Raw genomic sequence first — 22,347 nt, 5'->3', positions numbered from 1 at the left:
CTCTGTGAGACGTGCGGGCGAGGACGGACGGGGCAGTCCGCCCGAAGCGGAGAAGCGAATGACTGAGGCCGAGCGCGGCGATAACGCGACGCTCTTCCCGCAACCTGTTGGTGAGAGGCTGCGCGCCGCCCGCGAGCAGCAAGGCATGTCGCTGGCCGAAATCGGCGCGCGCACACGCGTGCCGCTGCGTCACCTGGAGGCGATCGAGGCTTCGAACTATGGGGCGCTGCCGTCGCCGACCTATGCGGTCGGCTTCGTGCGGGCCTATGCCCGTGCCGTGGGCGAGGACGAGGTCGTGCTGGCGCGCGACGTCCGCGTCGAGGCGTTGAAGTCGCCGCGTACGACGCCGCAATATCAGCCCTATGAGATTGCCGATCCCGCGCGCGTGCCAAGCCGCGGGATGGTGGTGGTTGCCGCCGGTCTGGCGCTGGCTGTAGCCGTTCTGGCGGTGCTGTGGTTTGCGAGTGGGCTGTTCCACGGTGAGGGCGATGCGCCTGCCGCCAGCCCCTCCGTCGCGGTGGCCGTTCCCGCCGCGCAGCCGACGCAGGTGCCGCGCCGCGCCGACCAAGTCTCGCTGGTCGCGACCGACGAGGTATGGCTGCGCGTCTATGATGCGGCGGACAAGACGCTGTATCTGGGCACGATGAAGCCGGGTGAGCGCTATGACGTGCCGGCGGACGCGAACGACCCCAAGATCAACGTCGGGCGGCCCGACAAATTGCAAGTGACGCTGAACGGTTCTGCACTGCCGCCGCTGGGCAGTGGCGCTCGCCCGATCAAGGACGTTCCGGTGGGTGCAGCGGCGCTCGCGGCGCGGATCGGCGGCGAGGGCGCACCCGCGCCTGCAGCATCGCCTACCGCCAGCCCGGCGGTCGCCGGCGCCCGCACCAGCGCGGCCGTGCCGCCGGCGTTCGCCACGTCCGATGCTGCTGCGGGTGCTGCGGTTGGCGCAGGGACCAGCGTTCCGGCGAACTGATCGGCCTTAAGGCTGGCGACAGGCAAGCGTGTGTAGCTATAGCGCGATATCAACCTGTTCCGGGGGCATTGACTGATGCGTAAGTTCCTCATTGTCGCCATGATGTCTGCTGCGGCGACGCCGGTTGCAGCGCAATCGGGCCTGGAGGGCCGCGTCGGGAAGCTCGAGAGCGAGATGCGGGCCGTCCAGCGCAAGGTATTCCCCGGTGGCGCCGCCGCGTATCTGGAACCGCAGGTGCGAGCGCCGCAGGCCGCTCCCGAAGAGATCGGGTCGCCCGCCTCCAGCGCGGTGCTTGACCTGACGCAGCGCGTGTCGTCGCTGGAACAGCAGATCGCCAGCATGACCGGGCAAATCGAGCAGACGCAATATCGCGTGCGCCAGCTGGAGGATCAGTTCACCGCCTATAAGAAGGCGACTGACGCGCGGCTGGACGGTGGCCTCGGCGGCGATGCAACGGCCAGCAATCTGGGCACCGGCGGGCCGGTGGTGCCGCCGCCGCCTCGCCCGGCGAGTGCGTCGACCGGCACGACCAGCCCGACCCGCGGCGGCGGCAGCCTTGAGGGGCAGGTTGCTGGCACGTCGACGGCCAGCAAGCCCGCTGGGGCCGGTGCGGTCGAGAAGCCGTCGACCGGCAAGGCCGACGAGGACGACTATATCTACGGTTATCGATTGTGGGCGGCCAAGCGCTATCCGGAAGCGGCCGATCAGTTGAAGAAGGTGGTGGCGACCTATCCCAAGTCACGCCGGGCGAGCTATGCGCAGAACCTGCTGGGCCGGTCCTATCTGGACGATGGCAAGCCGAGCCTCGCGTCGATCGCCTTCTACGACAATTACAAGAAATATCCGGATGGCGAGCGCGCGCCGGAAAGCCTTTATTACCTGGGACAGGCGCTGTTGAAGCTCAACAAGCCGGCCGACGCGTGCAAGGTCTATGGTGAGCTGACCGACGTCTATGGCGACAAGATCGGCCAGGGCATGAAGGACGACGTCGCGCGGGCGCGCACCGCTGCCAAGTGCAAGTGAGCCTGTGGCTGATCACCCGGAAGTCGTCCGGTTCCGCCAGGATCTGATCGGCCTGACCCGCGAGGCGCCGACGCGTGAGCGCCCGATTGGGGTCGCGGTGTCGGGCGGACCGGACAGCATGGCGTTACTGGTGCTCGCGGCGCTTGCCTTTCCTGACGCGGTCATCGCCGCCACGGTGGATCACGGCCTGCGCCCCGAAGCGGCAGAGGAAGCGCGGATGGTCGGGCGAGAGGCCGCCACATTGCGCATCCCGCACGACATTCTGACGGTCAGCGCGCCGATTGAGGGCGCCAGCGTGCAGGCGCGAGCGCGCGAAGGGCGCTACGATGCGCTGGCTACCTGGGCCGAGCGTCGCCAGGCGATGGCGATCGCCACCGCCCACCATGCCGACGACCAGGCCGAAACGTTCCTGATGCGCGCATCGCGCGGATCGGGGGTCACTGGGCTCGCCGCCATACGCCCGGCGACAACGATCAGCGGCGCATCGGTGGTGCGCCCGCTGCTGTCGTGGCGCCGTGCCGCATTGCGCGCCACCGTCCGCCGCGCCGGGCTGCCGTTCATCGACGATCCTGCCAATCACGACCTGCGGCATGATCGCACCCGTTTTCGTCAGCTGCTCGATCGCAACGAATGGCTTGATCCGCCGGCGCTGGCACGAACCGCCGCTGCGGTCGGTGAGGCCGAGCGCGAACTGGCGGAGATTGCGGCGCTCTTCTGGCGTGAGCGCGCCGAGATTCGCGTCGATGGCGTCCAGCTGAGCCATCAGGGGCTGCCGCGCGACACCCTCCGGCGCTTGGCCCGCCGCGCGATCATCGTCGTGCGGGCGGCGGCGGGAATCACCACGCCGGCGTTCGACGAGGCAGCCAATGTCGAGCCGCTGCTCGACGCGTTGCTGAGCGGCCGCCGGGCGACGCAGGGCGGGGTGGTGGCGGGCACCCGGCGGGGCAGCTGGTACTTCCGTGAGGCACCGCCGCGTCGATCAGTCTGAGCGAGCGAATTCTGCGTCCCGTTCCATTGCCATTAACCCGGCGCAGCCTACATTGCAGGGCGTGAAAGGTACGGCATGAACGACAACGACAAGCAGTCAGGTGATAACGGCGGCCCCGGCCCCAATCCCTGGATGAAGAGCCTGCTGATCTGGGTCGGCATCTTGCTGTCGCTGGCCATCGTCGTGACCATGTTCGATGGTCGCACGAGCGCCGCGACGGGCAACGCGATCGCCTATTCGGCATTCCTCGACAAGGTCGACGAGGGCACCGTCAAGGACGTGACCATTTCGCGCGACCAGATTTCGGGTACGCTGTCGAGTGGCGAGAAATTCCGTACCGACCCTGTTTCCGATCCGCAGCTGACCGATCGCCTGCGCAAGGCAGGTGTCGAGATTTCGGGCAAGCGCGACGAAGGCCCCTCGATCTGGCAGTATATGCTGGTTCAGGCGCTGCCGTTCCTGCTGTTCCTCGGCATCGCCTTCTTTGTCGTTCGGCAGATGCAGAAGGGTGGCGGCGCCGGCGGCGCCATGGGCTTCGGCAAGAGCCGCGCGAAGATGCTGACGCAGAAGGAAGGCAAGGTCACCTTTGCCGACGTCGCTGGCATCGACGAGGCGCGCGAGGAGCTGGAGGAGATCGTCGAGTTCCTGAAGGACCCGTCGAAGTTCGCCCGCCTGGGCGGCAAGATCCCGAAGGGCGCGCTGCTGGTCGGCTCGCCCGGTACCGGCAAGACGCTGCTCGCCCGCGCAATCGCGGGTGAGGCCGGCGTGCCGTTCTTCACCATCTCGGGCTCGGACTTCGTCGAGATGTTCGTTGGCGTCGGCGCCAGCCGCGTTCGCGACATGTTCGAACAGGCCAAGAAGAGCGCGCCGTGCATCGTCTTCATTGACGAAATCGACGCGGTCGGCCGCCATCGGGGCGCTGGCCTGGGCAACGGCAATGACGAGCGCGAGCAGACGCTGAACCAGCTGCTCGTGGAGATGGACGGCTTCGAGGCGAACGAAGGCATCATCATCATCGCAGCGACCAACCGCCCCGACGTGCTTGACCCCGCGCTGCTGCGTCCGGGCCGCTTCGACCGCCAGGTCGTTGTGCCGCGCCCGGACATCGAGGGCCGCGTGAAGATCCTCGAAGTGCATATGAAGAAGGTGCCGCTGGCGCCGGACGTCGACGCGCGCACCATCGCGCGTGGCACGCCGGGCTTCTCGGGCGCGGATCTCGCCAACCTCGTCAACGAGGCGGCGCTGACCGCGGCGCGCAAGGGCAAGCGGCTTGTCGCCATGGCCGAATTCGAAGAGGCCAAGGACAAGGTCATGATGGGTGCCGAGCGGCGCTCCATGGTGATGACCGAGGACGAGAAGCGCATGACCGCCTATCACGAGGCGGGCCACGCGATCGTCGCGCTGCACGAGCCGGCATCCGACCCGATCCACAAAGCGACGATCATCCCGCGCGGCCGTGCGCTGGGCATGGTGATGCGCCTGCCGGAACGGGACAGCTACAGCTACCATCGCGACAAGATGTACGCGAACCTAGCGGTGGCGATGGGCGGCCGCGTCGCCGAGGAAGTCATCTTCGGCTACGACAAGGTCTCTTCGGGTGCGAGCGGCGACATCCAGTATGCCACTGGGCTGGCGCGCGACATGGTCACCAAATGGGGCATGTCCGACAAGGTCGGCCCGGTCGACTATGCGCAGCCCGAGGGCGAGAGCTTCCTCGGCTATTCGTCCTCGCAGCCGACGCACATGTCGAACGAGACGGCGCAGTTGATCGACCATGAGATCAAGACGATCGTCGAGGGCGGTCTGGCGCGCGCCAGGGATGTGCTGACCGAGCACAACGACCAGCTTCACCTGCTGGCCGGCGCGCTGCTCGAATATGAAACGCTGTCGGGCGACGAGATCAAGAAGCTGATCTCCGGCGAGGGCATCGGCCGCACCGAGCAGCCGAAGACGTCGTCGCTGCCGGCGGTCGGGACGTCGATCCCGAAGACGCGCCGGCCGCAGGGCCCGTTCGGCAATCCGACGCCGGCCGGCGCCTGATCGCTGTTCAATGATTGCTGGACGGGCACCGCCGCTTGCCAGTCATCACGGCAAACGGAACGTTCAAATGCCGGGCATCGCCCGGCATTTGTCGTTTGGGTGTATGGCAAGCGTAACGCGCGCTAGGTGCGCAAATCCATCGGATTACCTCAGGCGACGCCCAGATAGACTAGCAGGAACGTGAAGGCGGGGATGATCGCCGCCATGATGAACAGGAGCAGCGCAGCCGTCCGCAGCAGCGCGCTTTTGCGACCCAGGGCGTAGGTGCCGCGCAGCTGTTTATAGATGTGGATCGGCGCGATCATGGAAACGACCGTGATCAGCAATTGCGCGGGGACCGCCAGCGACGCCAGGATTGCCGCCGCGATCGTCAGCAGCGACATGAAGGTGAGCGAGTACGTCGCGAAAACCGCGTGATCGTAGAGGCCGAAGCGCCGGTTAAACGGGAACAGCAGCCACAGGAACGGGACCGACAGCGGGATCAGCGCCCAGCTAAACTTATAAGCCGACGTCTTCATCTTGTAGAGCAGCAGCGTCGGGTTCTCCCGCGCATGGCGCAGCTTGGCATCAAGCCAGCTCTCTCCCGTCCCGCGCGACAGTTCACTGACACCGCGCTGCGGCAGCAACTGCTCGGCCCGGCGCAGATCAGCGGCGGTTTCACGCGCCTCGGTTAGCCTGCGCTCAAGCGACGCAATCCGCTCGCCTTTCGGGTCAGCCTTTTGCCGTTCGCCGGTCAGCCGGCGGCTGTAGTCGGCGATCTTGGCCTCGGCCTTTGCACGCTCGCCCGCCACCTTGGCGCGCGTTTCGGACATGCCGCCAGACAGCCCCGAGGCGAGCGCATCGCCCCCCGCAAACGTCCATCCCGGCAGGTTTGCAACGATTGCGAACATGAGGAACACGGTGAAGAGGAACATGGCGAGCGGCGAGACAAACCGCGCGCGCTGGCCGTCGACATAGCGCCGCGTGAGAAGCCCCGGCTGGCGCACCAGCATCGGTAATGTTCGCCAGATCTTTCCTTCGAAATGGAAGACGCCGTGGGCGATATCATGGACGATTGCGCCGGCGGTGCGATGGACATGGCCCGATTGCCCGCAGACGTGGCAGTGCGGGCCGATCAGCATCGTGTCGCAGTTCAGGCAGTGGGTTGGATGGTGATGCTGATGGTGAGCGACGGCGGTCGGCTCCACCGCTGGGCCGATCAGCCCGCCCCTCGCGCGGTCAGCGCCTGCGTCGATTGCGTTTGACATGAGCCCCCCTCGGCCGGTCGCGCCAGCATAAGGTGCGCGCCGGGCGGGAGGCAAGATGCGGGCGCGCGGCGGCGGACAGTCGCAGCCGCCGCGCTACCACATCAGTATTTGCTCAGTTGGACGGGAAGGCGGCGGTAGCCGTGGACGAAACAGGCCGATACGCGATCGGGCGCACCCGTGACGTTCACGCGCATGCGCCGCTTGGCCATTTCTTCCAGCAGGATGCCGATCTGCAATTCGGCGAGCCGCGCACCGACACAGCGATGGATGCCGTGGCCGAAGGCGAGGTGCCGCCGGGCGTTGGGGCGATCGACCACAAGCGCGTCGGCATCCGCGCCGAACACGCTCTCGTCACGGTTGCCGGAAATGTACCAGAGCGCCAGCTTGTCCCCGGCCTTGATCTGCTGCCCCATCAGCTCGGTATCGCGCGTCGCAGTGCGCCGCATATGGGCCAGCGGCGTCTGCCACCGGATCAGTTCGCTGACGGCATTGGGGATCAGGGAGGGGTCGGCCTCCAGCTTGGCGCGCTGATCGGGATATTTGTCGAGACCATAGGCCAGCCCCGACATGGTGTTGCGCGTCGTATCATTGCCGCCGACGATCAGCAGGATCAGGTTTCCGATGAACTCATTGTCGTCCATCTCCCGCATCGCATCGGAATGGACCATCATGCTGATAAGATCGGGCTGAAGCGGCTTGTCGAGCCGCTCGTTCCACAGCCTGCGGAAGTAGCTGCCGCACTCATACATGTGCATCAGCCGCTGCTGGCGCAGCTCGTCGTTCTTGATGATTTCGATATCCCCGGCCCAATCGGACCAGAAGGTCAGCTTGCGCCGGTCCTCCCACGGGAAATCGAACAGGATGGCGAGCATGCCGGTGGTCAGTTCGATCGACACGGTGTCGACCCAGTCGAACTCCTCGTTCCAGGGCAGCCGGTCGAGCACTTCCGCGGTACGACGGCGAATATCGGCCGCCATGCGCGTCATTTCGGAAGGGGTGAAGGCGGGCGCGACGGTGCGCCGCTGCGCGGTATGCACCGGCCGGTCGCGCGCGATGAACATCGGCATGCGCACCGCCTTGGGATCATCCGTCTCGAAATTGGCCAGCGTGATGCCGCCCGTCTCGGAAGAATAAAGGTCCGGAAGCGATTCGACCTCGACGATCGGCTTGTAGGTAGAGACCGACCAATAGGGGCCGAATTCCGAATGCGACACATAGTGCACCGGCGCCTCGGCCCGCAGCCGCGCAAAGGGCGCCCGCCAGGTGTCGTCACGGTAGAGCTCTGGTCGGCTCACATCGAACGGATCAACCGACTCCACCGCGCTCCTGGCAAGGGTCGCCATCATCTCTCTCCCGTATCTTATGGATGGAGAGAAGCCCTAACTGACAGAACTGTCAATAGGGGTTGCGGTCAAAGGTCTGACGACCCGCGACGAAACAGCTTCTTCCACCCGCCGGCCGGGCTTCCCGATTGAAGGACGCCGCGGCGGAACAGGCGCGCGCCAATGGTGATGAAGATCGCCACCCACAGCAATTGCCACGCGAGCGCCGCGACGTGCGGCCACAGTTCAGGCGAATTCGCCGCGCGCCCTGCCATGGCGAAGGGGGAGGACAGTGGGAATATCTCCGCCAGTTGCGCCACCCAGCTGCCCGGGTTCGACGCGGCGGCGGAGGCGAGCGCGAACATGCCCACCTGGAGCACGGTGATCGGCAGCGACAGCATCTGGATTTCGCGCATCGTCGACGCCTGCGCGCCGATGCCGAGGAACACCGAGCCGAGCAGAAGGTAGGCAGTGGTGAAATAGGCCGCGAACAGCAGGGCAAAGGTGCGGAAGCCAACCGCCGGCGTCAGATCCGCAATATCGACCTCCGGCGGTAGCAAGGCGCCAATCTGGCTTACGACCAGTCCCCAGAAGCCGACGAAGAGGACGGCAACGCCGAACATGCCGAGCAGCTTGCCCAGGAACACGCTTTCCAGCGGGACGGCCGCGGCAAGTACCTCGATCACCTTGTTGTTGCGCTCCTCCGCCATCGTTCCGACGACCTGGCCCGACAGGAACAGCGTCAGGAAGAAAATGCCGAACACTGCGAAAAACGCGGCGGTGTTGCGAGAGCCTGCGGTCGGGGCGGCACGAGTCATGCGGGTGAAGGTCGCGCGGCTAAGCGGATCGATGCCGGTGCGATCGATCCGCAGTGCCTGATCCGCAAGTACCGCCAGGTAGCGGGCGGAGCGCCGGCTTTGTCCGTACAGGATCTCGGGCGCGGCAAAAGGTCCGTGCATCACCGCGAGTACGTCGACATCGGGCGTGTTGAACGCTTCGAGCGCCTGGGCACGTGCGTTGCCCTGTGGCGCGCGCAGGTCGAGCGGCGGGGGCGCAGCCTCCGAGGAGGAGAGCCGCCGCAGCGCGCGGTCGGCGGCCACCAGAGTTGCCGTGTCCTGCGGATCGGCGATCACCACCACGCGCTCCTTTTCGGCGGCGCCCGCAGAGACGGACGCGGCGCCCAGCCCGCCGATGGCGCCGAACGAGCCCATGATGACGGGTGCCAGCAGGAACAGCAGAAAAATTGGCGTAAAGACGGTGGCGGTGAAATCGCGGTGCGCGATTGTCAGCGTCTGACGCAGGCGGCGGCGCAGATCCGTGGTGCGGGCGGTCATGCAGCGCGATCCATCGCGGCGGCCTCACCGACGATACGAACGAAGGCCTCGTGCAGCCCTGGCCGCTCGATCGACAGACCGGATATGCCATAGCCAGCATCGATCAATCGCTTCAGCAGCGTCTCTATTCCTTCCGCTGGTAGTTCAAAACGCCACCCGTCACCATCGGGCCGCGCATCGGGAGGTAATTGGCCGCGAATGTCGTCGTCGGGGAAGTGTGGCTCATAATGTACCTGTTGCGGCAGCATGGCGCGGGCCTGCGCCACCGTCCCCTCGAACCGGCGCTTGCCCCCGGCGATGATCGCCAGCCGATCGCACAGCCGTTGCGCATGGGCCATGACATGGGTGGAGAACAGGATCGTCGCGCCGCGATCGCGCTCCGCCAGGATCAGCGTTTCCAGCCGTTCCTGATTGACCGGGTCGAGGCCGGAAAAGGGCTCGTCGAGCACCAGAAGGTCGGGCTGATGGACGATTGACCCCAGCAGCTGGACCAGCTGAGCCATGCCCTTCGACAGCTTGCGGATCTTCTCATTGGCGGCCTGCTCCAGCCCGACTTGCTCCAGCAGTCGTCCCGCACGCACGCGTCCTTCGTGCCAGGGAAGGCCGCGCAGGGCGCCCATGAAGGCGATCGCCTCGCGTGCCTTCATCGCCGGATACAGGCCGCGCTCCTCCGGCAGATAGCCGACCCGGTCGCTCGCATCGCGCGGGTGGCGGCAGCCAAGCAGCATGCGGCTACCCTCCTCCGGCTCGATAATGCCGAGCAGCATTCGCAAAGTGGTGGTCTTGCCCGCGCCATTAGGCCCGAGCACGCCGTAGATCATGCCGCGCGGTACGGTGAGTGACACCCCGTCAACGACGCGGCGATTGCCGAAGCGTTTGACCAGACCATCGGCGACAATGACGAAATCCTGACTGCTGGTCACGTCCACAGGTGCTGCCCGTATAACGAACGATTGTCCGTCGTTGATCTGGTCGGGCGTTCGCGGACCGGCCGCCCCCCGTCTTTGTCGCTAGCAATCCCGCGGGGGAAAATACAGGCGAATTGATCGAGGTGAGCGGGGAGCAAATGGCACAGCCCGCCGTTGACCCGCTTCGAGCCGCCGCAACGCAGCAAACATAGATTACATTCCGCAGAAGCAGTGAAACAATCGTGTCCCTATATGCTTCCGCTCAACAAAGGAGCTTATGTAATGAGCCGTGAGCGAAAGCGCCTGGGAAGTTCGATCAGGGAGCAGTTTTGGTCGTCGCTGTTCTTTATGTGCTTTGGCGTCGCTATTCTGTTATTCCTTGTCGCTATCGAGCATCAGGAATGGTTCAGTCTGACGCCTGCAACTGGAACGGCAGAGGCGATGTCCTATGCCTCAACATCAAACGACACGAAATCATAAGGACGCGTTAGAAACGTTGCTGTGCGTCAGGCGTGGGTGCGGCACAGTACGAGCCTTTCGCCCGCTTCATCGATCAGAGCCGGATACGATTATGGTGGCGATTACTTCCCGCCAACGCGGCGGGTCAGCGCCGATACGCAGCTTGCGCGGTCGATCGCACGGCCGTCGGGCTGGCGGGCATCGACATAGGTTACGCGCGGTTCGGCCGATCCCTTGGGATATAGATAGGTGTCGAGCACGCAGATCCCGCTGTGGAATTGCAGCTTGCGCGCCTCGCCTTCCCGCACATCGGCGTCTGGCTGGCCGAACAGGCGCACTAGCCCGTTGGCGTTCTGACCGATGACGCGTTCAAGCCCGGCCCCACTGTACGGGATTGGCACCGGCGCGGCTCGCTCCAGCGTTCCGCCCCCGGTCGTCGCGCAACCTGCGACCAACAGAAGCAGGATGGGAGAGGCGGCAAGGCGGATCATCGATGGCTCCGGTGATAGAAATGGGTGGCCATAGCGGCGCCCAGCACCGGAGCCAGAATATTGAGGAAGGGGATCAGGAACAGGCCGGTCACCGCCAGCCCCAGCAAAAAGCGCCGTGCCATCGTCTGTCGCCGCCAGGCCGGCATCTCGGCGGGCGACATATGGCGCGCCGCCACCATGTCGCTCAGATCGCGGCCGAGCAGCCAGGCGTTGACCGCAAGGAACAGCGCCGCCGTGCCGATGCCGGTGGCCAGCAGCACCAGATACGCGGCCACCAGCAACAGGTTGATGCCGACGAAGCGCCCTGCGGAGGCAAGCCCCATCCGCATCGATTGTGCCATCGGCACGTCGTGCGCGGTGGCCAGCGCGCGCGGGTAATGGCGGCTTTCCACCGCCGCGACGATGGTGTCGGCATACAGCCCGACGATGGCGATCGCGACGGCGCGGAACATGAGCCACATCGCCAGCACACTGATGACCAGCGCGGCTGCCGCGGCCAGTGAGCCGTTGTACGTCCACCCTTCAAGCAGGCGGTTAACGCCCCACCAGGTAACGCCGCCGAGCAGCGCGAAGACGACAACGGTCAGCAACAGGCTTTTCCGCAGGACGGACCGGATCGGTCGATCCCCGAGCTGGGACAGGCTGAGAGCGAGCGCCGTGAACATCACGGCCCGAATGCGCGCAGCCGTGCGGTTGCGCAAGGCGGACCTGCCATCTACGGCCGCGCGCAACCCTCACCTTATCGGGATCGGAGTCTCCCCTTTTGACCCAGCCTGCTTATGACGTCGTCGCGATCGGCAACGCGATTGTCGATATCCTGTCTCCCGCCACCGACACCTTTGTTGCCGATAACGGCATGACCAAGGGCGCGATGGCGCTCGTCTTCTCACCGGAAGACGCCGACGCGCTATACGCCAAGATGGGTCCGGGGCAGGAAGTGTCCGGCGGGTCGGCTGCGAACACGATCGCGGGCATGGCCGCGCTGGGTGGCAAGTGCGCCTTCATCGGCCAGGTCGCTGACGATCAGCTCGGCACGGTATTCGCGCACGACATTCGCGCCGCCGGCATCCGGTTCGACACCGCGGCGCGGGCAGGCAGCCCCACCACCGGCCGCTGCATGATCTTCGTGACACCCGATGGGCAGCGCACGATGAACACCTTCCTTGGTGCGTCGCACTATCTGCCGGCAGACGCGCTCGACCGCGATCTGATCACCAACGCGAAATACCTCTACCTCGAAGGTTACCTGTGGGATCCGGAAGAGCCGCGCGCCGCGATGCGCGAGGCGATCGACGTCGCGCGCGGGGCAGGTCGCAAGGTGGCGTTCACGCTGTCCGCCGAATTCGTGATCGATCGCCATCGCGATGCCTTTCACGAACTGATCGATGCGGGCCTGATCGACGTCCTGTTCGCCAACGAAGCGGAAATCGTTTCGCTGACCCAAGCGGCCGACACCGAGGCCGCGATCGCCGCGGTCAAGAACAAGGTGCCGCTGCTGGTCGTGACGATGAGCGAGGAGGGCGCGTGCGCCATTACCGGCGACCAGCGCGTCCATGTGCCGGCAGCGCCGGTCGACAAGGTGGTCGACACGACCGGTGCGGGCGATCTGTTCGCCGCCGGGTTCCTGCACGGCCAGGCGCAGGGCTGGGATCTCGAGCGTTCGCTGCGGCTCGGCGCAATCTGTGCCGCGGAAGTGATTAGCCACTTCGGCGCGCGTCCGCTGGCTGACTTGAAGGCGCTGGCCGCCGACGCCTGATCGAAACGAGGGGGATCAGGCGGGCAGACGCCGCCTGATTCCCGCCCTCAACGGCTCAACTGCGACAATCCGCCTTCCAGCGGGCGTCCATCTCGGCATCGGTGGAAAGCTGCGAAGCCAGCGTCACCTTGCCCTGCTTCACGATGAAGCGTTCATAGCCCGTCCGACCCATGCCGACGCTGGCGTTCACCTCGCCGCACACGGCCTCGCCATGCGCGGCGACGCCCTTGAACTGCGCGGTTTCGGGCTCACGCAATTGCTGGCGCACCGCTTCGGTGCCGGCGCGCACGCGTTCCACTTCCTGCTGATCCGGCGCGACCTCGCAGCCGCCGAGCGCGAGCAGAAGCAGCGCGACCCGCTTCATTGCGCCGCCCCTGCTGCAGCGCCGGGCTTCAGCAGATCAAGCGCCGCCGCGGTCATCGCGGTTGCGCCGGTCACCACCACCGGCTCCGGCGTGATCTTGAAGAGCGGGGAGTGGTGCGATGCGACGGCCGGGCCGCCGCTACGCGCCGCCTCCAGTGCCGCGCGTGGGGTGCCACCGACCGCGATGTAATAGCCTTTCACGCCGGTATCGGGCTGAACGAAATAGGCGAAGTCCTCCGCGCCCATCCCCATTTGCTCGAAGGGGACGACGTTCGCTGCGCCCAGCGTGTCGACCATCACCGCGTTCAGTCGCCGCGCGAGCGCGGTATCGTTGATCGTCGTCGGCGTGCCTTCGATCTGGGTCACGACCGGCATCTTATCCTCAGGCATGCCGTTCATGATGCCCACGCCGCGCGCGATTCGCTTGATGCCGTTCACCAGCTGCGCGCGCGTGGCTTCGTCGTTGGCGCGTACGGTCACCTGCAGCTTCGCTTCGTCGCTGATGATGTTGTGCTTCAGTCCGGCGTGGAACGAGCCGACGGTGATGACGCCGGGAAGCAGCGGGGCGCGCTCGCGGCTGACGAGGCCCTGCAGCGCAATCACGATCTGCGACGCCATATAGACCGGGTCCTTGCCCGTATTCGGGCTGGCGCCGTGTGCGCCGATCCCCGGGACAACGATGTCGATCGAATCGGACGAGGAATATTGGATCGTCTCGCTTGCCGCGACCTTGCCCGTCTCCATGCTGGCGTCGACGTGATAGGCCAGCGCGTAATCCGGCTTGGGGAAGCGGGTGTAGAGGCCGTCGGCGACCATCGCCTTCGCGCCGGCGATCCGCTCCTCGGCGGGCTGGGCGACGAACACGATCGTGCCCTTCCAACGGTCGGTCATCGCGGCGAGGCGGCGGGCAGTGGCGATCAGGCCGACAATATGGGTGTCATGCCCGCAGGCGTGCATCACCGGCACTTCAACCCCGTCAATGCCGACCTGCCGCACGGTAGAGGCGTTGGGCAGGCCCGACTTTTCCTGCACCGGCAGGCCATCCATGTCTGCGCGGATCAGCACCACGGGGCCGGTGCCGTTCTTCAGCACGCCGACCACGCCCGTCTGGCCGACCTTCTCGGTCACTTGCATGCCACTGATCTTGCGCAGCTCGGCGGCAATCGCGGCCGCCGTCTTGGTCTCGCGGAACGACAGCTCCGGATTGCGGTGGAACTGGTCCCACAGCTTGCCCAGATCGCGGTCGTAATCGGCCTTGATCTGTGCCTGATAGTCAGGCGCCGCCGCCACGGGCGTGGCGACGGCGCAAAACAGTGAGGCAACAACGAAACGGCGCATTCGATTCCCCTCTTGTCGCGCACAGCATAGCCGCCGCGACGCCGGGGTGAAGCGGGTTTAGTCGACGAAGGCGCGTTCGATTACGAACTGGCCCGGATTGGCGTTCGACCCCTCGGTCATCCCAAGCTGTTCCAGCATCTGCGCGGTCTCGCGGATCATCGCGGTCGAACCGCACAGCATGACGCGGTCGGTTTCCGGATCGAACTTCGCTGGGCCGGTGACCGGCGGCGCGAACAGCCGGCCGTCGGCGATCAGATCGGTGATGCGGCCCTTCGTCTCGAATTCCTCGCGCGTGACAGTGGGGATATAGTGGAACTGCTCCTGTGCCTGGTCGCCAACCAGCGGGTCGTCGGCGAGCCGCGCGCCCAATTCCTCGCGGAACGCCAGGTCGTCGACACGGCGAACGCCATGAACGACGATCACCTGGTTGAAGCGTTCATACACTTCCGGATCGCGCGCGAGGCTGAGGAACGGGGCAAGGCCGGTGCCGGTCGACAGCAGCCACAGCCGCTCGCCACCCAGCAACGCGTCGCACACCAGCGTGCCCGTCGGCTTGCGGCCCATGTACAGCTGGTCGCCCGGCTGGATCATCTGCAGCCGGCCGGTCAGCGGGCCGTCCTGCACCTTGATCGACAGGAATTCGAGCTCGTCGGAATAGGACGGGCTGGCGATCGAATAGGCGCGCATGATCGGCTTTGCCGCGTCGTCCTCGCCCGGCAGGCCGATCATGATGAATTCGCCCGAACGGAAGCGCAGCGACGACGGCCGGTCCACCGCGAAGCTGAACAGATGCTCGTTCCAGTGGCGCACCCATTTCACGTTGACCGTCAGGAAGGCCTTGTGGTCGGGAATCAACTTTGGTTCTGCAAGTACGGTCAACGATCTCGCTCCTTGATGGCGCCCGGTGCGACAGGCGGCGCCACCCAATCATCGGCAGTCTTCAACACCTGACCGCCCCTTCGGTTACTAACAACGTCGTCGCCCTGCTCCTCGGCCGCAAGCAAGAAAAGCTCACGGCAAGAAAAGCCGGCCACGCGCTCGACCCTCACGTGACGGGGCGGGGGCAAGGCATGGCCAGCGCATGACGATCCGGTGCGCGCCGCCCGGCACCTCTGCCTGACGCGTACCATCGACCGCCCAAGTAGGTGAAGCGCGATGCGAGTGCAACGCATCCGCCGGTACAAGGAGGAGCAGCATTGCTCTTCCGCGCCGCACCTCGTGCCCCCATATTGCAGTGATGGCGATCCAGATCCGTACCTCGCTTGCTGAGCCTGAGACCGGCGAGAATTTTGTCCCTCATCGGCCTCAGCGCCCCGAAAAGGTGGAGGGTGGCAAGCCGTTCAGGCTGGTGTCGGATTACCAACCGGCGGGCGACCAGCCGACCGCTATCCGCGAGCTGGTCGATGCGGCCCTGCAGGGCGAGAAGGACCAGGTGCTGCTGGGCGTCACCGGCTCGGGCAAGACCTTCACCATGGCGAAGGTGATCGAGGAGTTGCAGCGCCCCGCGCTGATCCTCGCGCCGAACAAGATCCTGGCGGCGCAGCTCTATGGGGAGTTCAAGAGCTTCTTCCCGGAGAATGCCGTCGAGTATTTCGTCAGCTACTATGATTATTATCAGCCCGAGGCCTATGTCCCCCGGTCGGATACGTACATCGAGAAGGAAAGCTCGGTGAACGAGGCGATCGACCGCATGCGCCACTCGGCCACGCGGTCGCTTCTGGAGCGGGACGACGTGCTGATCGTCGCCTCGGTTTCGTGCCTCTACGGTATCGGATCTGTCGAGACGTACTCGGCGATGATCTTCGACCTGAAGAAGGGCCAGACGGTCGACCAGCGCGAGATCGTGAGGAAGCTGGTCGCGCTTCAGTACAAACGCAACGATGCGGCATTCCAGCGCGGCAATTTCCGCGTGAAGGGCGACAATCTGGAGATCTTCCCGTCGCACCTCGAGGATGCGGCGTGGCGGATCAGCTTCTTCGGTGACGAGATCGAGGAGATCGTCGAGTTCGATCCGCTGACCGGCAAGAAGGCGGCGAGCATGAACTCGGTCCGCGTCTATGCGAATTCGCACTATGTGACGCCCGGGCCGACGATGAAGCAGGCGACCGAGGCGATCCGCCACGAGCTGACCGAGCGGCTGAAGGAGCTGGAGGCGGAGGGCAAGCTGCTTGAGCATCAGCGGCTGGAGCAGCGCACCAATTTCGATCTCGAGATGATCGCCGCGACCGGCAGCTGCAACGGCATCGAGAATTACAGCCGCTTCCTGACCGGCCGACTGCCGGGCGAGCCGCCGCCCACGCTATTCGAATATTTGCCGGAGAACGCGCTGCTGTTCGTCGACGAAAGCCACCAGACGGTGCCGCAGATCGGCGCAATGGCGCGCGGCGACCATCGGCGGAAGATAACGCTGGCGGAATACGGCTTCCGCCTGCCGAGCTGCATCGACAACCGCCCGCTTCGCTTCAACGAATGGGACGCGATGCGGCCGCAGACGGTCAGCGTCTCGGCGACGCCCGGGCATTGGGAGATGGAGCAGACCGGCGGCGTCTTCGCCGAACAGGTCATTCGCCCGACCGGCCTCATCGATCCGCCGGTGGAGATCCGCCCGGTCGAGGAACAGGTGCAGGATTGCATCGTCGAGTGCCGCAAGACCGCGGAGCTCGGCTACCGCACGCTCGTCACCACGCTGACCAAGCGGATGGCGGAGGATCTGACCGAGTATATGCACGAGGCGGGCGTGAAGGTCCGCTACATGCACTCCGACGTCGAGACGCTGGAGCGCATCGAGCTGATCCGCGACCTCCGGCTCGGCGTCTATGACGTGCTCATCGGCATCAACCTGCTGCGCGAAGGGCTCGACATCCCCGAATGCGGGCTGGTCTGCATCATGGACGCGGACAAGGAAGGCTTCCTGCGCTCCGAAACCTCGCTGATTCAGACGATCGGGCGCGCCGCTCGTAACGTCGACGGGCGCGTGATCCTCTACGCCGATCGCATCACCGGCTCGATGGAGCGGGCGATGAACGAAACGGCGCGTCGCCGCGAGAAGCAGGAAGCGTACAACCGCGAACACGGCATCACGCCGACCACGATCAAGCGCAACATCGGCGACATCATCGCGCACGTGTCGAACAAGGACAGCGTGCTGATCGATACCGGCGACGAGGAACGGCCGCACATGGTGGGTCACAATCTGCGCGCCTATATTGAGGAGCTCGAGAAGAAGATGCGCAAGGCCGCGTCCGACCTCGAGTTCGAGGAAGCCGGGCGCCTGCGCGACGAGATCCGCGCCCTGGAGCAGGAGGAGCTTGGCTTGCCGGTGCAGGAGCACAAGGCGCCGCTGATGGGCCGAAGCAACGAGGGCAAGCCCGGCACGCGCAAGACGCGCTTCGGCAAGCAACAGGCGATCCGGATGGCAAAACGGCGGTAATCCGGGACGGCGGTGCGCGCTTCCCTCTGGAGACGCTCACCGCCGTCGGTACCGCTTATCGGAGCGTCAGGTCCTCGCCGCTGACCCCGTAATAACCTGCGACGCGATCGGCATAGGCCTGGTCGAAATGCGGGGCGTTGTTGGCCCAGCTCGGTCCGCCTTCCAGCATCCGCCGGTCGATCGTGACGACGTACAGATCGCGCACCGGATCGAAGTTCATCAGCGAGAACGGTAGCGGGTAAAAGCTTTTGCCCATTCCCAGGAACCCGCCCAGGCTGAGCACGGCATGGGTCACGCGGCCGCTGACCTTGTGGGTCAGGAACGACTGCACGGTGCCGATCTTGTCGCCATCACGGCTTTCGACCTTCACGGTCGACACAAGCGTCGCCTCGATCAGGGCAAGGGTGGTAGGGGTGTCGGCTGTGCTCATCATTGGCTCCCTGGCGCTGATCGTGTTTCGCTGAACCGATGTTCCCGCGCGGCGGTTCCGGTTGAGCCCGGGGGCAGGTGCGGGCTAGGGTGGGGCATGCGCCCTTTGATTGCCGCCGCCCTTCTTCTTCCGATCAGCGTGGCGGCGTGCGTCGCGCCCCCTGCCGACGCTCCGCCACCGCCCGCGCCGCGGCCGGCTGCGCCACCACCACCGGCGCCCACCCCGGCGCCGCTCGCTGGCGACTGGCAGGATTGGCCGCTGACTCCGGGCACGTGGCGCTATGCGCGCGAGAACGGGGGCACGCGTGCGATCTTCGGACAGGCGGGCGGCGTACCGCAATTATCGCTTCGCTGCGATCTGAACGGCCGCCAGCTGATCCTGTCGCGTCCGGGCGCTGCGACCGGCGCGATGACGATCCGCACCAGCAGCGCGACCCGCGCTGTCCCGGTGCAGGTCATGACCGGCTCCGCGCCATCGACGCAGGCGGTGTTCACCGCGCGCGAACCGCTGCTCGACGCAATGGCGTTCAGCCGCGGCCGCGTGGTGATCGAGCAGCAGGGTGCGCGAACGCTGGTGGTGCCGCCCTATGCCGAAATCGGTCGCGTGGTGGAGGATTGCCGCGCTTGACGCGCCATGGTGGCGGCATCGTCGCGGGGAACGGAGGATCGTTCAAAGCGGCATGCAAAACAAGACTTGTTTCCGATCGCTAAACGACTCAGATTGCGGATGTGGCCGATGAGGTCACGCTAGTTATCAGCCAGCGAAAGGAGGTGATCCGATGTCTCATGGTTCAGCAATGGGGTCGGTTCAGTTCGTTCGGGGGACGCGCTTCTGAGCCTGTAGCGGTCGACGGGGGGTATTTTCCTCCAGCCAACGTCGAACGCTGTAGTGATCAGAGGCCCGCATGGTCTCCCGGGCTGGAGCTCTCCGGCCGCTGACCATGTTTAGGGGTTGTCGGGTTGTCCGAAAGGGTGCCCGGCAACCTCTTCTCATATCTGGCGTACCCCGTATCGTCCCCCCGGTCGCGGCGGGCGCTCGCCCTGCCTCCCGCATTGGATGGCGAGCGGTGGTGATGGAGGCGCTTCGCCGCTAGACAGGCGGTCATGCGGTTCATCCTCCTGCTTCTTGCCCTCGGCATGTCCCTGCCGGCTGCGGCGCAGCGCGCCGACCGGGCTACTCCTGGCTTTGTTCGCGTGCGGCTGGAAACGGCGCTGGGGCCGATCACGCTGGCGCTCAATGCGAAGCGGGCACCCGCCACGACCGCAAACTTCATGAAATATGTCGATGATGGCCGCTTCGACGGGGTTAGTTTCTATCGCGTTGCGCGCAACAAGAAGGCGCAGCAGTTCGGCTTCATCCAGTCCGGCATCCGTACCGACGCGCGGCGCTTCCTCGACATGATCCCGCATGAATCGACCAAGAAGACCGGGATCAAGCATCTCGACATGACAATTTCGATGGCCCGGCGCGGCCCTCCGGGATCGGCCAACGGCAACTGGTTCATTTCGGTGGGCGCGATGCCCTGGATGGACTGGAAACCCGACAATCCCGGCTTTGCGGCGTTCGGCCGGGTCGTCGCGGGCCAGGCGGTGGTGAAGCGCATCCTGGCGCAGCCGACCGGCGGCGGCATGAACGGCACGCTGCTGATGAAGCCGATCTATGTGAAGCGCGCCGTCCGGCTGGATGGAAAGACAAAGCCGACCGGACGTCCGCGGCCGTGGGTGCTGGAAGGCCGCAAGGAAGGCTGAGCGGGCGGGTAGCGCCGAATGCTTTGAGGGGGAGCACCGCGACGGGCGCCGCTCGGCTCGTCGCAAGTGCACGATATATCGGTACTTTTACGTTGCTACGACAGTGGTCCTGACCTAGCAATGGTCATGCAGTACGGTGAGTTTACGGCCACTCCGGTCACGTCTTTCCGCTACGGTATGGCCGGGCTCAGTCGACCCGCAGCGCCGTGCTATGAGGAAGCGGATCCGGTCACGGCATTCGTCGCGCCCCCGCGCGCAACCTATGAGGAGGCTGACCCCAGCATCGATGACCGGCAGCAGCCGGACCCGATGGCCGATGGTGGTCCCTCGTTGTTCTTCATCACCAGCGCGCAGGATGACGCTGCCGAGCGGCAGCTGATCGGCTCGCTTGCCGCGCCCTTCTACCTGATGGCGCGCGAGAACGCCTGACCGCCGGACAGGCCCGATCGACCAGGCGAGCGGCGCTCAAGCGGTGCGCGCCTCGTCGGCAAAGGCATTCAACTGCTTCAGCGTGGCATCGAACCGGCCCTCCGCCTCGGCATTGCGCAGGAATTTGACCCGCTCGACCAAGATTTCCTCCGGCGTGGGTTGCTCGCCGAACAGCGCCATCACTTCATCGATAAAGGCCGTCAGCGGCACGTAGCCGGGCCGCGTTTCCTGGCCGGGCGTCAGGCTGGTCTGCACCGCGGGCGGCGCCAGTTCGATCACCTCCACCTTGCCGCGCAGCACTTCGCGCAGCGCCACGGTGTAGGAATGGATTGCCGCCTTGGTTGCGTTGTAGGTGGGCGCCGCCGTCATCGGCACGAACGCCAGTCCCGACGTGACATTGACGATCGCGGCGTCGGGCATGGCGGTCAAATGATCGACCAGCGCGTTGATCAGCCGAATGGGCCCAAGCAGATTTGTGGTGATCGTCGCCTCTGCATCGCCCAGATCGCGGCGGTGGGCCAGATCCTCGAACCGCATGATCCCCGCATTGTTGATGAGCACGTTGATCGCTGGATGTTCGGCGAGCAGCCGCTGGGCGAAATCCGCAACCCCCGCGTCGCTATCTACGTCCAGCTCGATCGCGTGCATATTGGTACGGCCGGAAACCGCCTGCTCGAGCGCGGCGCGGCGGCGACCTGCGATGATGACGGTGTTGCCGGCATCATGGAACCGCTCGGCCAGCGCCCGGCCGATGCCCGATCCGCCGCCGGTGATAAGGATCGTGTTTCCGCTCGTTTTCATGGCTGTGCTCCTGAACCCTGGAGCCGCCCATCTAGGAAGCGGGACGGCCCGCTACGACATGCGCGCGCGAAATAGCTGCCCTTCCTCGACGACCCAGACGATCCCCAGCACGATCAGGCCGATGCACAGATAGCCGATCGCCAGCGGCGCCGTCGTGCCGGTATAGGATTGACCGATCAGCGTGCCGACGATCACCGCGCCGATGCTGGTGATGAAGCCCTGCAGCGAAGAGGCGGTCCCGGCGATATGGCCGACCGGCTCCATCGCCATCGCGCCGAAATTGGCACCGCACAGGCCGATGCAGGTCATGCTGAGCGCCTGGAAGAAGACATAGCTCCACAGCGTCTCCCACCCGGCGAGCACCACGGCAACGTGGACGATCGACAGCGCGATCAGCGCCAGTACCGCGCTTTGCGAGATGAGCCGCGTGCCCAGCCGCTCGACCAACCGGCTGTTGAGGAACGAGGCCGCGCCCATCGCGCAGGCGCACAGCGCGAACAGCATGGTGAAGCGGTCCCCCGCACCGAATTCGTCGACGAAAATCTGCTGCGACAGCGAGACAAAGGCGATGATGCCGCCGAAGGTCAGCGACGCGGCAATGGCATAGCCGACCGAATAACGGTTGGTGAGGGTCAGGTGGTAGCTGCCGCGCAGTGCCTCGAGCGAGATCGGGCGGCGGAGGGCGACGGGCAGCGTCTCGGGCAGCCGCACCGCGCTCCAGGCGAGCACGAATGCCGCGAACGCCCCCAGCACGTAGAAGATGAAGCGCCACGGGCCAAATGCGAGCAGCAGCTGCCCGAGCGTCGGTGCCAGGATCGGTACCAGGAAGAAGATCATCTGCGCCACCGACATGGTGCGGGCCATCTGCCGTCCGGACGACCCGTCACGCACGATGGCCACTGCCAGCACGCGGGTGGAAGCGGACATCAGCCCCTGCAGCAGCCGCGCGCCGAGCAGCGCGACGAAGGTGGTGGAGCTAGCGGCGAAGATGCTGGCGGCGGTGAAGCCCGCCAGCGTGACAAGCAGGATCGGTCGCCGGCCGAAGCGGTCCGCCAGCGGCCCATAGACCAGCTGCCCCGCGCCGAACCCGACCATATAGACGGTGATGATCCACTGCCGGTGGTTCGCCTCGACGATCGACAGGTCGCGCCCGATGTCGGCCAGCGCCGGCAGCATCAGATCGACGCCAAAGGCGTTCACCGCCATCACCGCGGCGACAAAGGCGACGAATTCGCGCGGGTGCATGCCGGTGGGAGCAGCGTGG

Annotated in this window: 22 protein-coding genes; 10 read left to right on the top strand and 12 right to left on the bottom strand. The window is 65.7% G+C overall.

Annotation, left to right across the window (positions count from 1 at the left end):
• Nucleotides 1-58: 58 nt before the first annotated feature.
• The 4 genes from K0S66_RS02805 to ftsH all read left to right on the top strand — a co-directional run bounded on the left by K0S66_RS02805 (nucleotide 59) and on the right by ftsH (nucleotide 5,027).
• Nucleotides 59-976 carry a helix-turn-helix domain-containing protein gene (locus K0S66_RS02805; RefSeq protein ID WP_301073593.1) on the top strand — a complete coding sequence of 306 codons (918 nt, stop codon included), beginning with the start codon at nucleotides 59-61 and terminating at the stop codon, nucleotides 974-976.
• A 75-nt stretch (nucleotides 977-1,051) separates the two neighbouring features.
• Nucleotides 1,052-1,999 carry a tetratricopeptide repeat protein gene (locus tag K0S66_RS02800; RefSeq protein ID WP_301073592.1) on the top strand — a complete coding sequence of 316 codons (948 nt, stop codon included), beginning with the start codon at nucleotides 1,052-1,054 and terminating at the stop codon, nucleotides 1,997-1,999.
• A gap of 4 nt (nucleotides 2,000-2,003) precedes the next feature.
• Nucleotides 2,004-2,987, top strand: coding sequence for a tRNA lysidine(34) synthetase TilS (gene tilS / locus K0S66_RS02795; protein ID WP_301073591.1), 984 nt, complete (start codon nucleotides 2,004-2,006; stop codon nucleotides 2,985-2,987).
• Nucleotides 2,988-3,062: 75 nt separating this feature from the next.
• A complete protein-coding gene (gene ftsH, locus K0S66_RS02790; RefSeq protein WP_301073590.1) occupies nucleotides 3,063-5,027 on the top strand; it encodes an ATP-dependent zinc metalloprotease FtsH in 1,965 nt (654 codons plus the stop codon).
• Between the two features lie 149 nt (nucleotides 5,028-5,176).
• On the opposite strand, the gene K0S66_RS02785 is transcribed toward ftsH, so the two are convergent.
• From K0S66_RS02785 to K0S66_RS02770, 4 genes are all read right to left on the bottom strand, one after another.
• Nucleotides 5,177-6,274 carry a DUF3667 domain-containing protein gene (locus K0S66_RS02785; protein ID WP_301073589.1) on the bottom strand — a complete coding sequence of 366 codons (1,098 nt, stop codon included), beginning with the start codon at nucleotides 6,272-6,274 and terminating at the stop codon, nucleotides 5,177-5,179.
• A 101-nt stretch (nucleotides 6,275-6,375) separates the two neighbouring features.
• Nucleotides 6,376-7,617 carry a cytochrome P450 gene (locus K0S66_RS02780; RefSeq protein ID WP_301073588.1) on the bottom strand — a complete coding sequence of 414 codons (1,242 nt, stop codon included), beginning with the start codon at nucleotides 7,615-7,617 and terminating at the stop codon, nucleotides 6,376-6,378.
• Nucleotides 7,618-7,685: 68 nt separating this feature from the next.
• On the bottom strand, nucleotides 7,686-8,930 hold the full coding sequence (locus tag K0S66_RS02775; protein ID WP_301073587.1) for an ABC transporter permease: 1,245 nt from the start codon (nucleotides 8,928-8,930) through the stop codon (nucleotides 7,686-7,688).
• The gene (locus K0S66_RS02770) at nucleotides 8,927-9,853 is read right to left on the bottom strand and encodes an ATP-binding cassette domain-containing protein (protein ID WP_301073586.1); all 927 of its coding nucleotides are present in this window, start codon (nucleotides 9,851-9,853) and stop codon (nucleotides 8,927-8,929) included. The genes K0S66_RS02775 and K0S66_RS02770 overlap by 4 nt, the downstream gene beginning before the upstream one ends.
• 267 nt (nucleotides 9,854-10,120) lie before the next feature.
• On the opposite strand from K0S66_RS02770, the gene K0S66_RS02765 reads away from it, so the two are divergent.
• A complete protein-coding gene (locus K0S66_RS02765; protein WP_301073584.1) occupies nucleotides 10,121-10,318 on the top strand; it encodes a hypothetical protein in 198 nt (65 codons plus the stop codon).
• Between the two features lie 101 nt (nucleotides 10,319-10,419).
• Here the strand turns inward: K0S66_RS02765 and K0S66_RS02760 are convergent, their stop codons facing one another.
• Together K0S66_RS02760 and K0S66_RS02755 are read right to left on the bottom strand one after the other, a co-directional pair.
• Complete coding sequence (locus K0S66_RS02760) at nucleotides 10,420-10,788, bottom strand: hypothetical protein (RefSeq protein ID WP_301073583.1); 369 nt, start codon at nucleotides 10,786-10,788, stop codon at nucleotides 10,420-10,422.
• Nucleotides 10,785-11,453, bottom strand: a complete 669-nt coding sequence (locus K0S66_RS02755) for an EI24 domain-containing protein (protein WP_301073581.1) — start codon at nucleotides 11,451-11,453, stop codon at nucleotides 10,785-10,787. Before K0S66_RS02755 ends, K0S66_RS02760 begins: the two co-directional genes overlap by 4 nt.
• A gap of 98 nt (nucleotides 11,454-11,551) precedes the next feature.
• Here K0S66_RS02755 and K0S66_RS02750 point away from each other — a divergent pair, with 98 nt between their 5' ends.
• A complete protein-coding gene (locus tag K0S66_RS02750; protein ID WP_301073580.1) occupies nucleotides 11,552-12,544 on the top strand; it encodes an adenosine kinase in 993 nt (330 codons plus the stop codon).
• Between the two features lie 55 nt (nucleotides 12,545-12,599).
• Here the strand turns inward: K0S66_RS02750 and K0S66_RS02745 are convergent, their stop codons facing one another.
• From K0S66_RS02745 to K0S66_RS02735, 3 genes are read right to left on the bottom strand one after another with little or no spacing between them, the layout of a single operon-like run.
• Entirely contained in the window at nucleotides 12,600-12,908 is a 309-nt protein-coding gene (locus K0S66_RS02745) for a hypothetical protein (protein ID WP_301073578.1), read from the bottom strand.
• Nucleotides 12,905-14,245, bottom strand: a complete 1,341-nt coding sequence (locus tag K0S66_RS02740; RefSeq protein ID WP_301073576.1) for an amidohydrolase — start codon at nucleotides 14,243-14,245, stop codon at nucleotides 12,905-12,907. The genes K0S66_RS02745 and K0S66_RS02740 overlap by 4 nt, the downstream gene beginning before the upstream one ends.
• Nucleotides 14,246-14,302: 57 nt before the next feature.
• A complete protein-coding gene (locus K0S66_RS02735; protein ID WP_301073574.1) occupies nucleotides 14,303-15,124 on the bottom strand; it encodes a ferredoxin--NADP reductase in 822 nt (273 codons plus the stop codon).
• 358 nt (nucleotides 15,125-15,482) lie between these two features.
• Here K0S66_RS02735 and uvrB point away from each other — a divergent pair, with 358 nt between their 5' ends.
• Nucleotides 15,483-17,675 (top strand): excinuclease ABC subunit UvrB, encoded by a 2,193-nt coding sequence (gene uvrB, locus K0S66_RS02730; protein WP_301073573.1) that lies wholly within the window; start codon nucleotides 15,483-15,485, stop codon nucleotides 17,673-17,675.
• A gap of 55 nt (nucleotides 17,676-17,730) precedes the next feature.
• On the opposite strand, the gene K0S66_RS02725 is transcribed toward uvrB, so the two are convergent.
• Complete coding sequence (locus K0S66_RS02725; protein WP_301073570.1) at nucleotides 17,731-18,105, bottom strand: PRC-barrel domain-containing protein; 375 nt, start codon at nucleotides 18,103-18,105, stop codon at nucleotides 17,731-17,733.
• 96 nt (nucleotides 18,106-18,201) lie between these two features.
• Here K0S66_RS02725 and K0S66_RS02720 point away from each other — a divergent pair, with 96 nt between their 5' ends.
• The 3 genes from K0S66_RS02720 to K0S66_RS02710 all read left to right on the top strand — a co-directional run bounded on the left by K0S66_RS02720 (nucleotide 18,202) and on the right by K0S66_RS02710 (nucleotide 20,282).
• The gene (locus tag K0S66_RS02720; RefSeq protein ID WP_301073568.1) at nucleotides 18,202-18,732 is read left to right on the top strand and encodes a hypothetical protein; all 531 of its coding nucleotides are present in this window, start codon (nucleotides 18,202-18,204) and stop codon (nucleotides 18,730-18,732) included.
• Nucleotides 18,733-19,208: 476 nt separating this feature from the next.
• A complete protein-coding gene (locus K0S66_RS02715; RefSeq protein ID WP_301073567.1) occupies nucleotides 19,209-19,853 on the top strand; it encodes a peptidylprolyl isomerase in 645 nt (214 codons plus the stop codon).
• Between the two features lie 177 nt (nucleotides 19,854-20,030).
• Nucleotides 20,031-20,282, top strand: coding sequence for a hypothetical protein (locus K0S66_RS02710; protein ID WP_301073566.1), 252 nt, complete (start codon nucleotides 20,031-20,033; stop codon nucleotides 20,280-20,282).
• Nucleotides 20,283-20,318: 36 nt separating this feature from the next.
• Here K0S66_RS02710 and K0S66_RS02705 read toward each other — a convergent pair whose 3' ends face one another.
• Nucleotides 20,319-21,083, bottom strand: coding sequence for an SDR family oxidoreductase (locus tag K0S66_RS02705; protein WP_301073565.1), 765 nt, complete (start codon nucleotides 21,081-21,083; stop codon nucleotides 20,319-20,321).
• A 51-nt stretch (nucleotides 21,084-21,134) separates the two neighbouring features.
• Nucleotides 21,135-22,328: a multidrug effflux MFS transporter gene (locus K0S66_RS02700; RefSeq protein ID WP_301073799.1), complete on the bottom strand. Its 1,194-nt coding sequence runs from the start codon at nucleotides 22,326-22,328 to the stop codon at nucleotides 21,135-21,137.
• Between the last annotated feature and the right edge of the window lie 19 nt (nucleotides 22,329-22,347).

The organism is Sphingomonas sp. (assembly GCF_029239295.1).
Taxonomy (GTDB): domain Bacteria; phylum Pseudomonadota; class Alphaproteobacteria; order Sphingomonadales; family Sphingomonadaceae; genus Sphingomonas.
The sequence above is the reverse complement of the archived record's forward strand: the minus strand, read 5'-3'. Positions and strand labels throughout refer to the sequence as shown.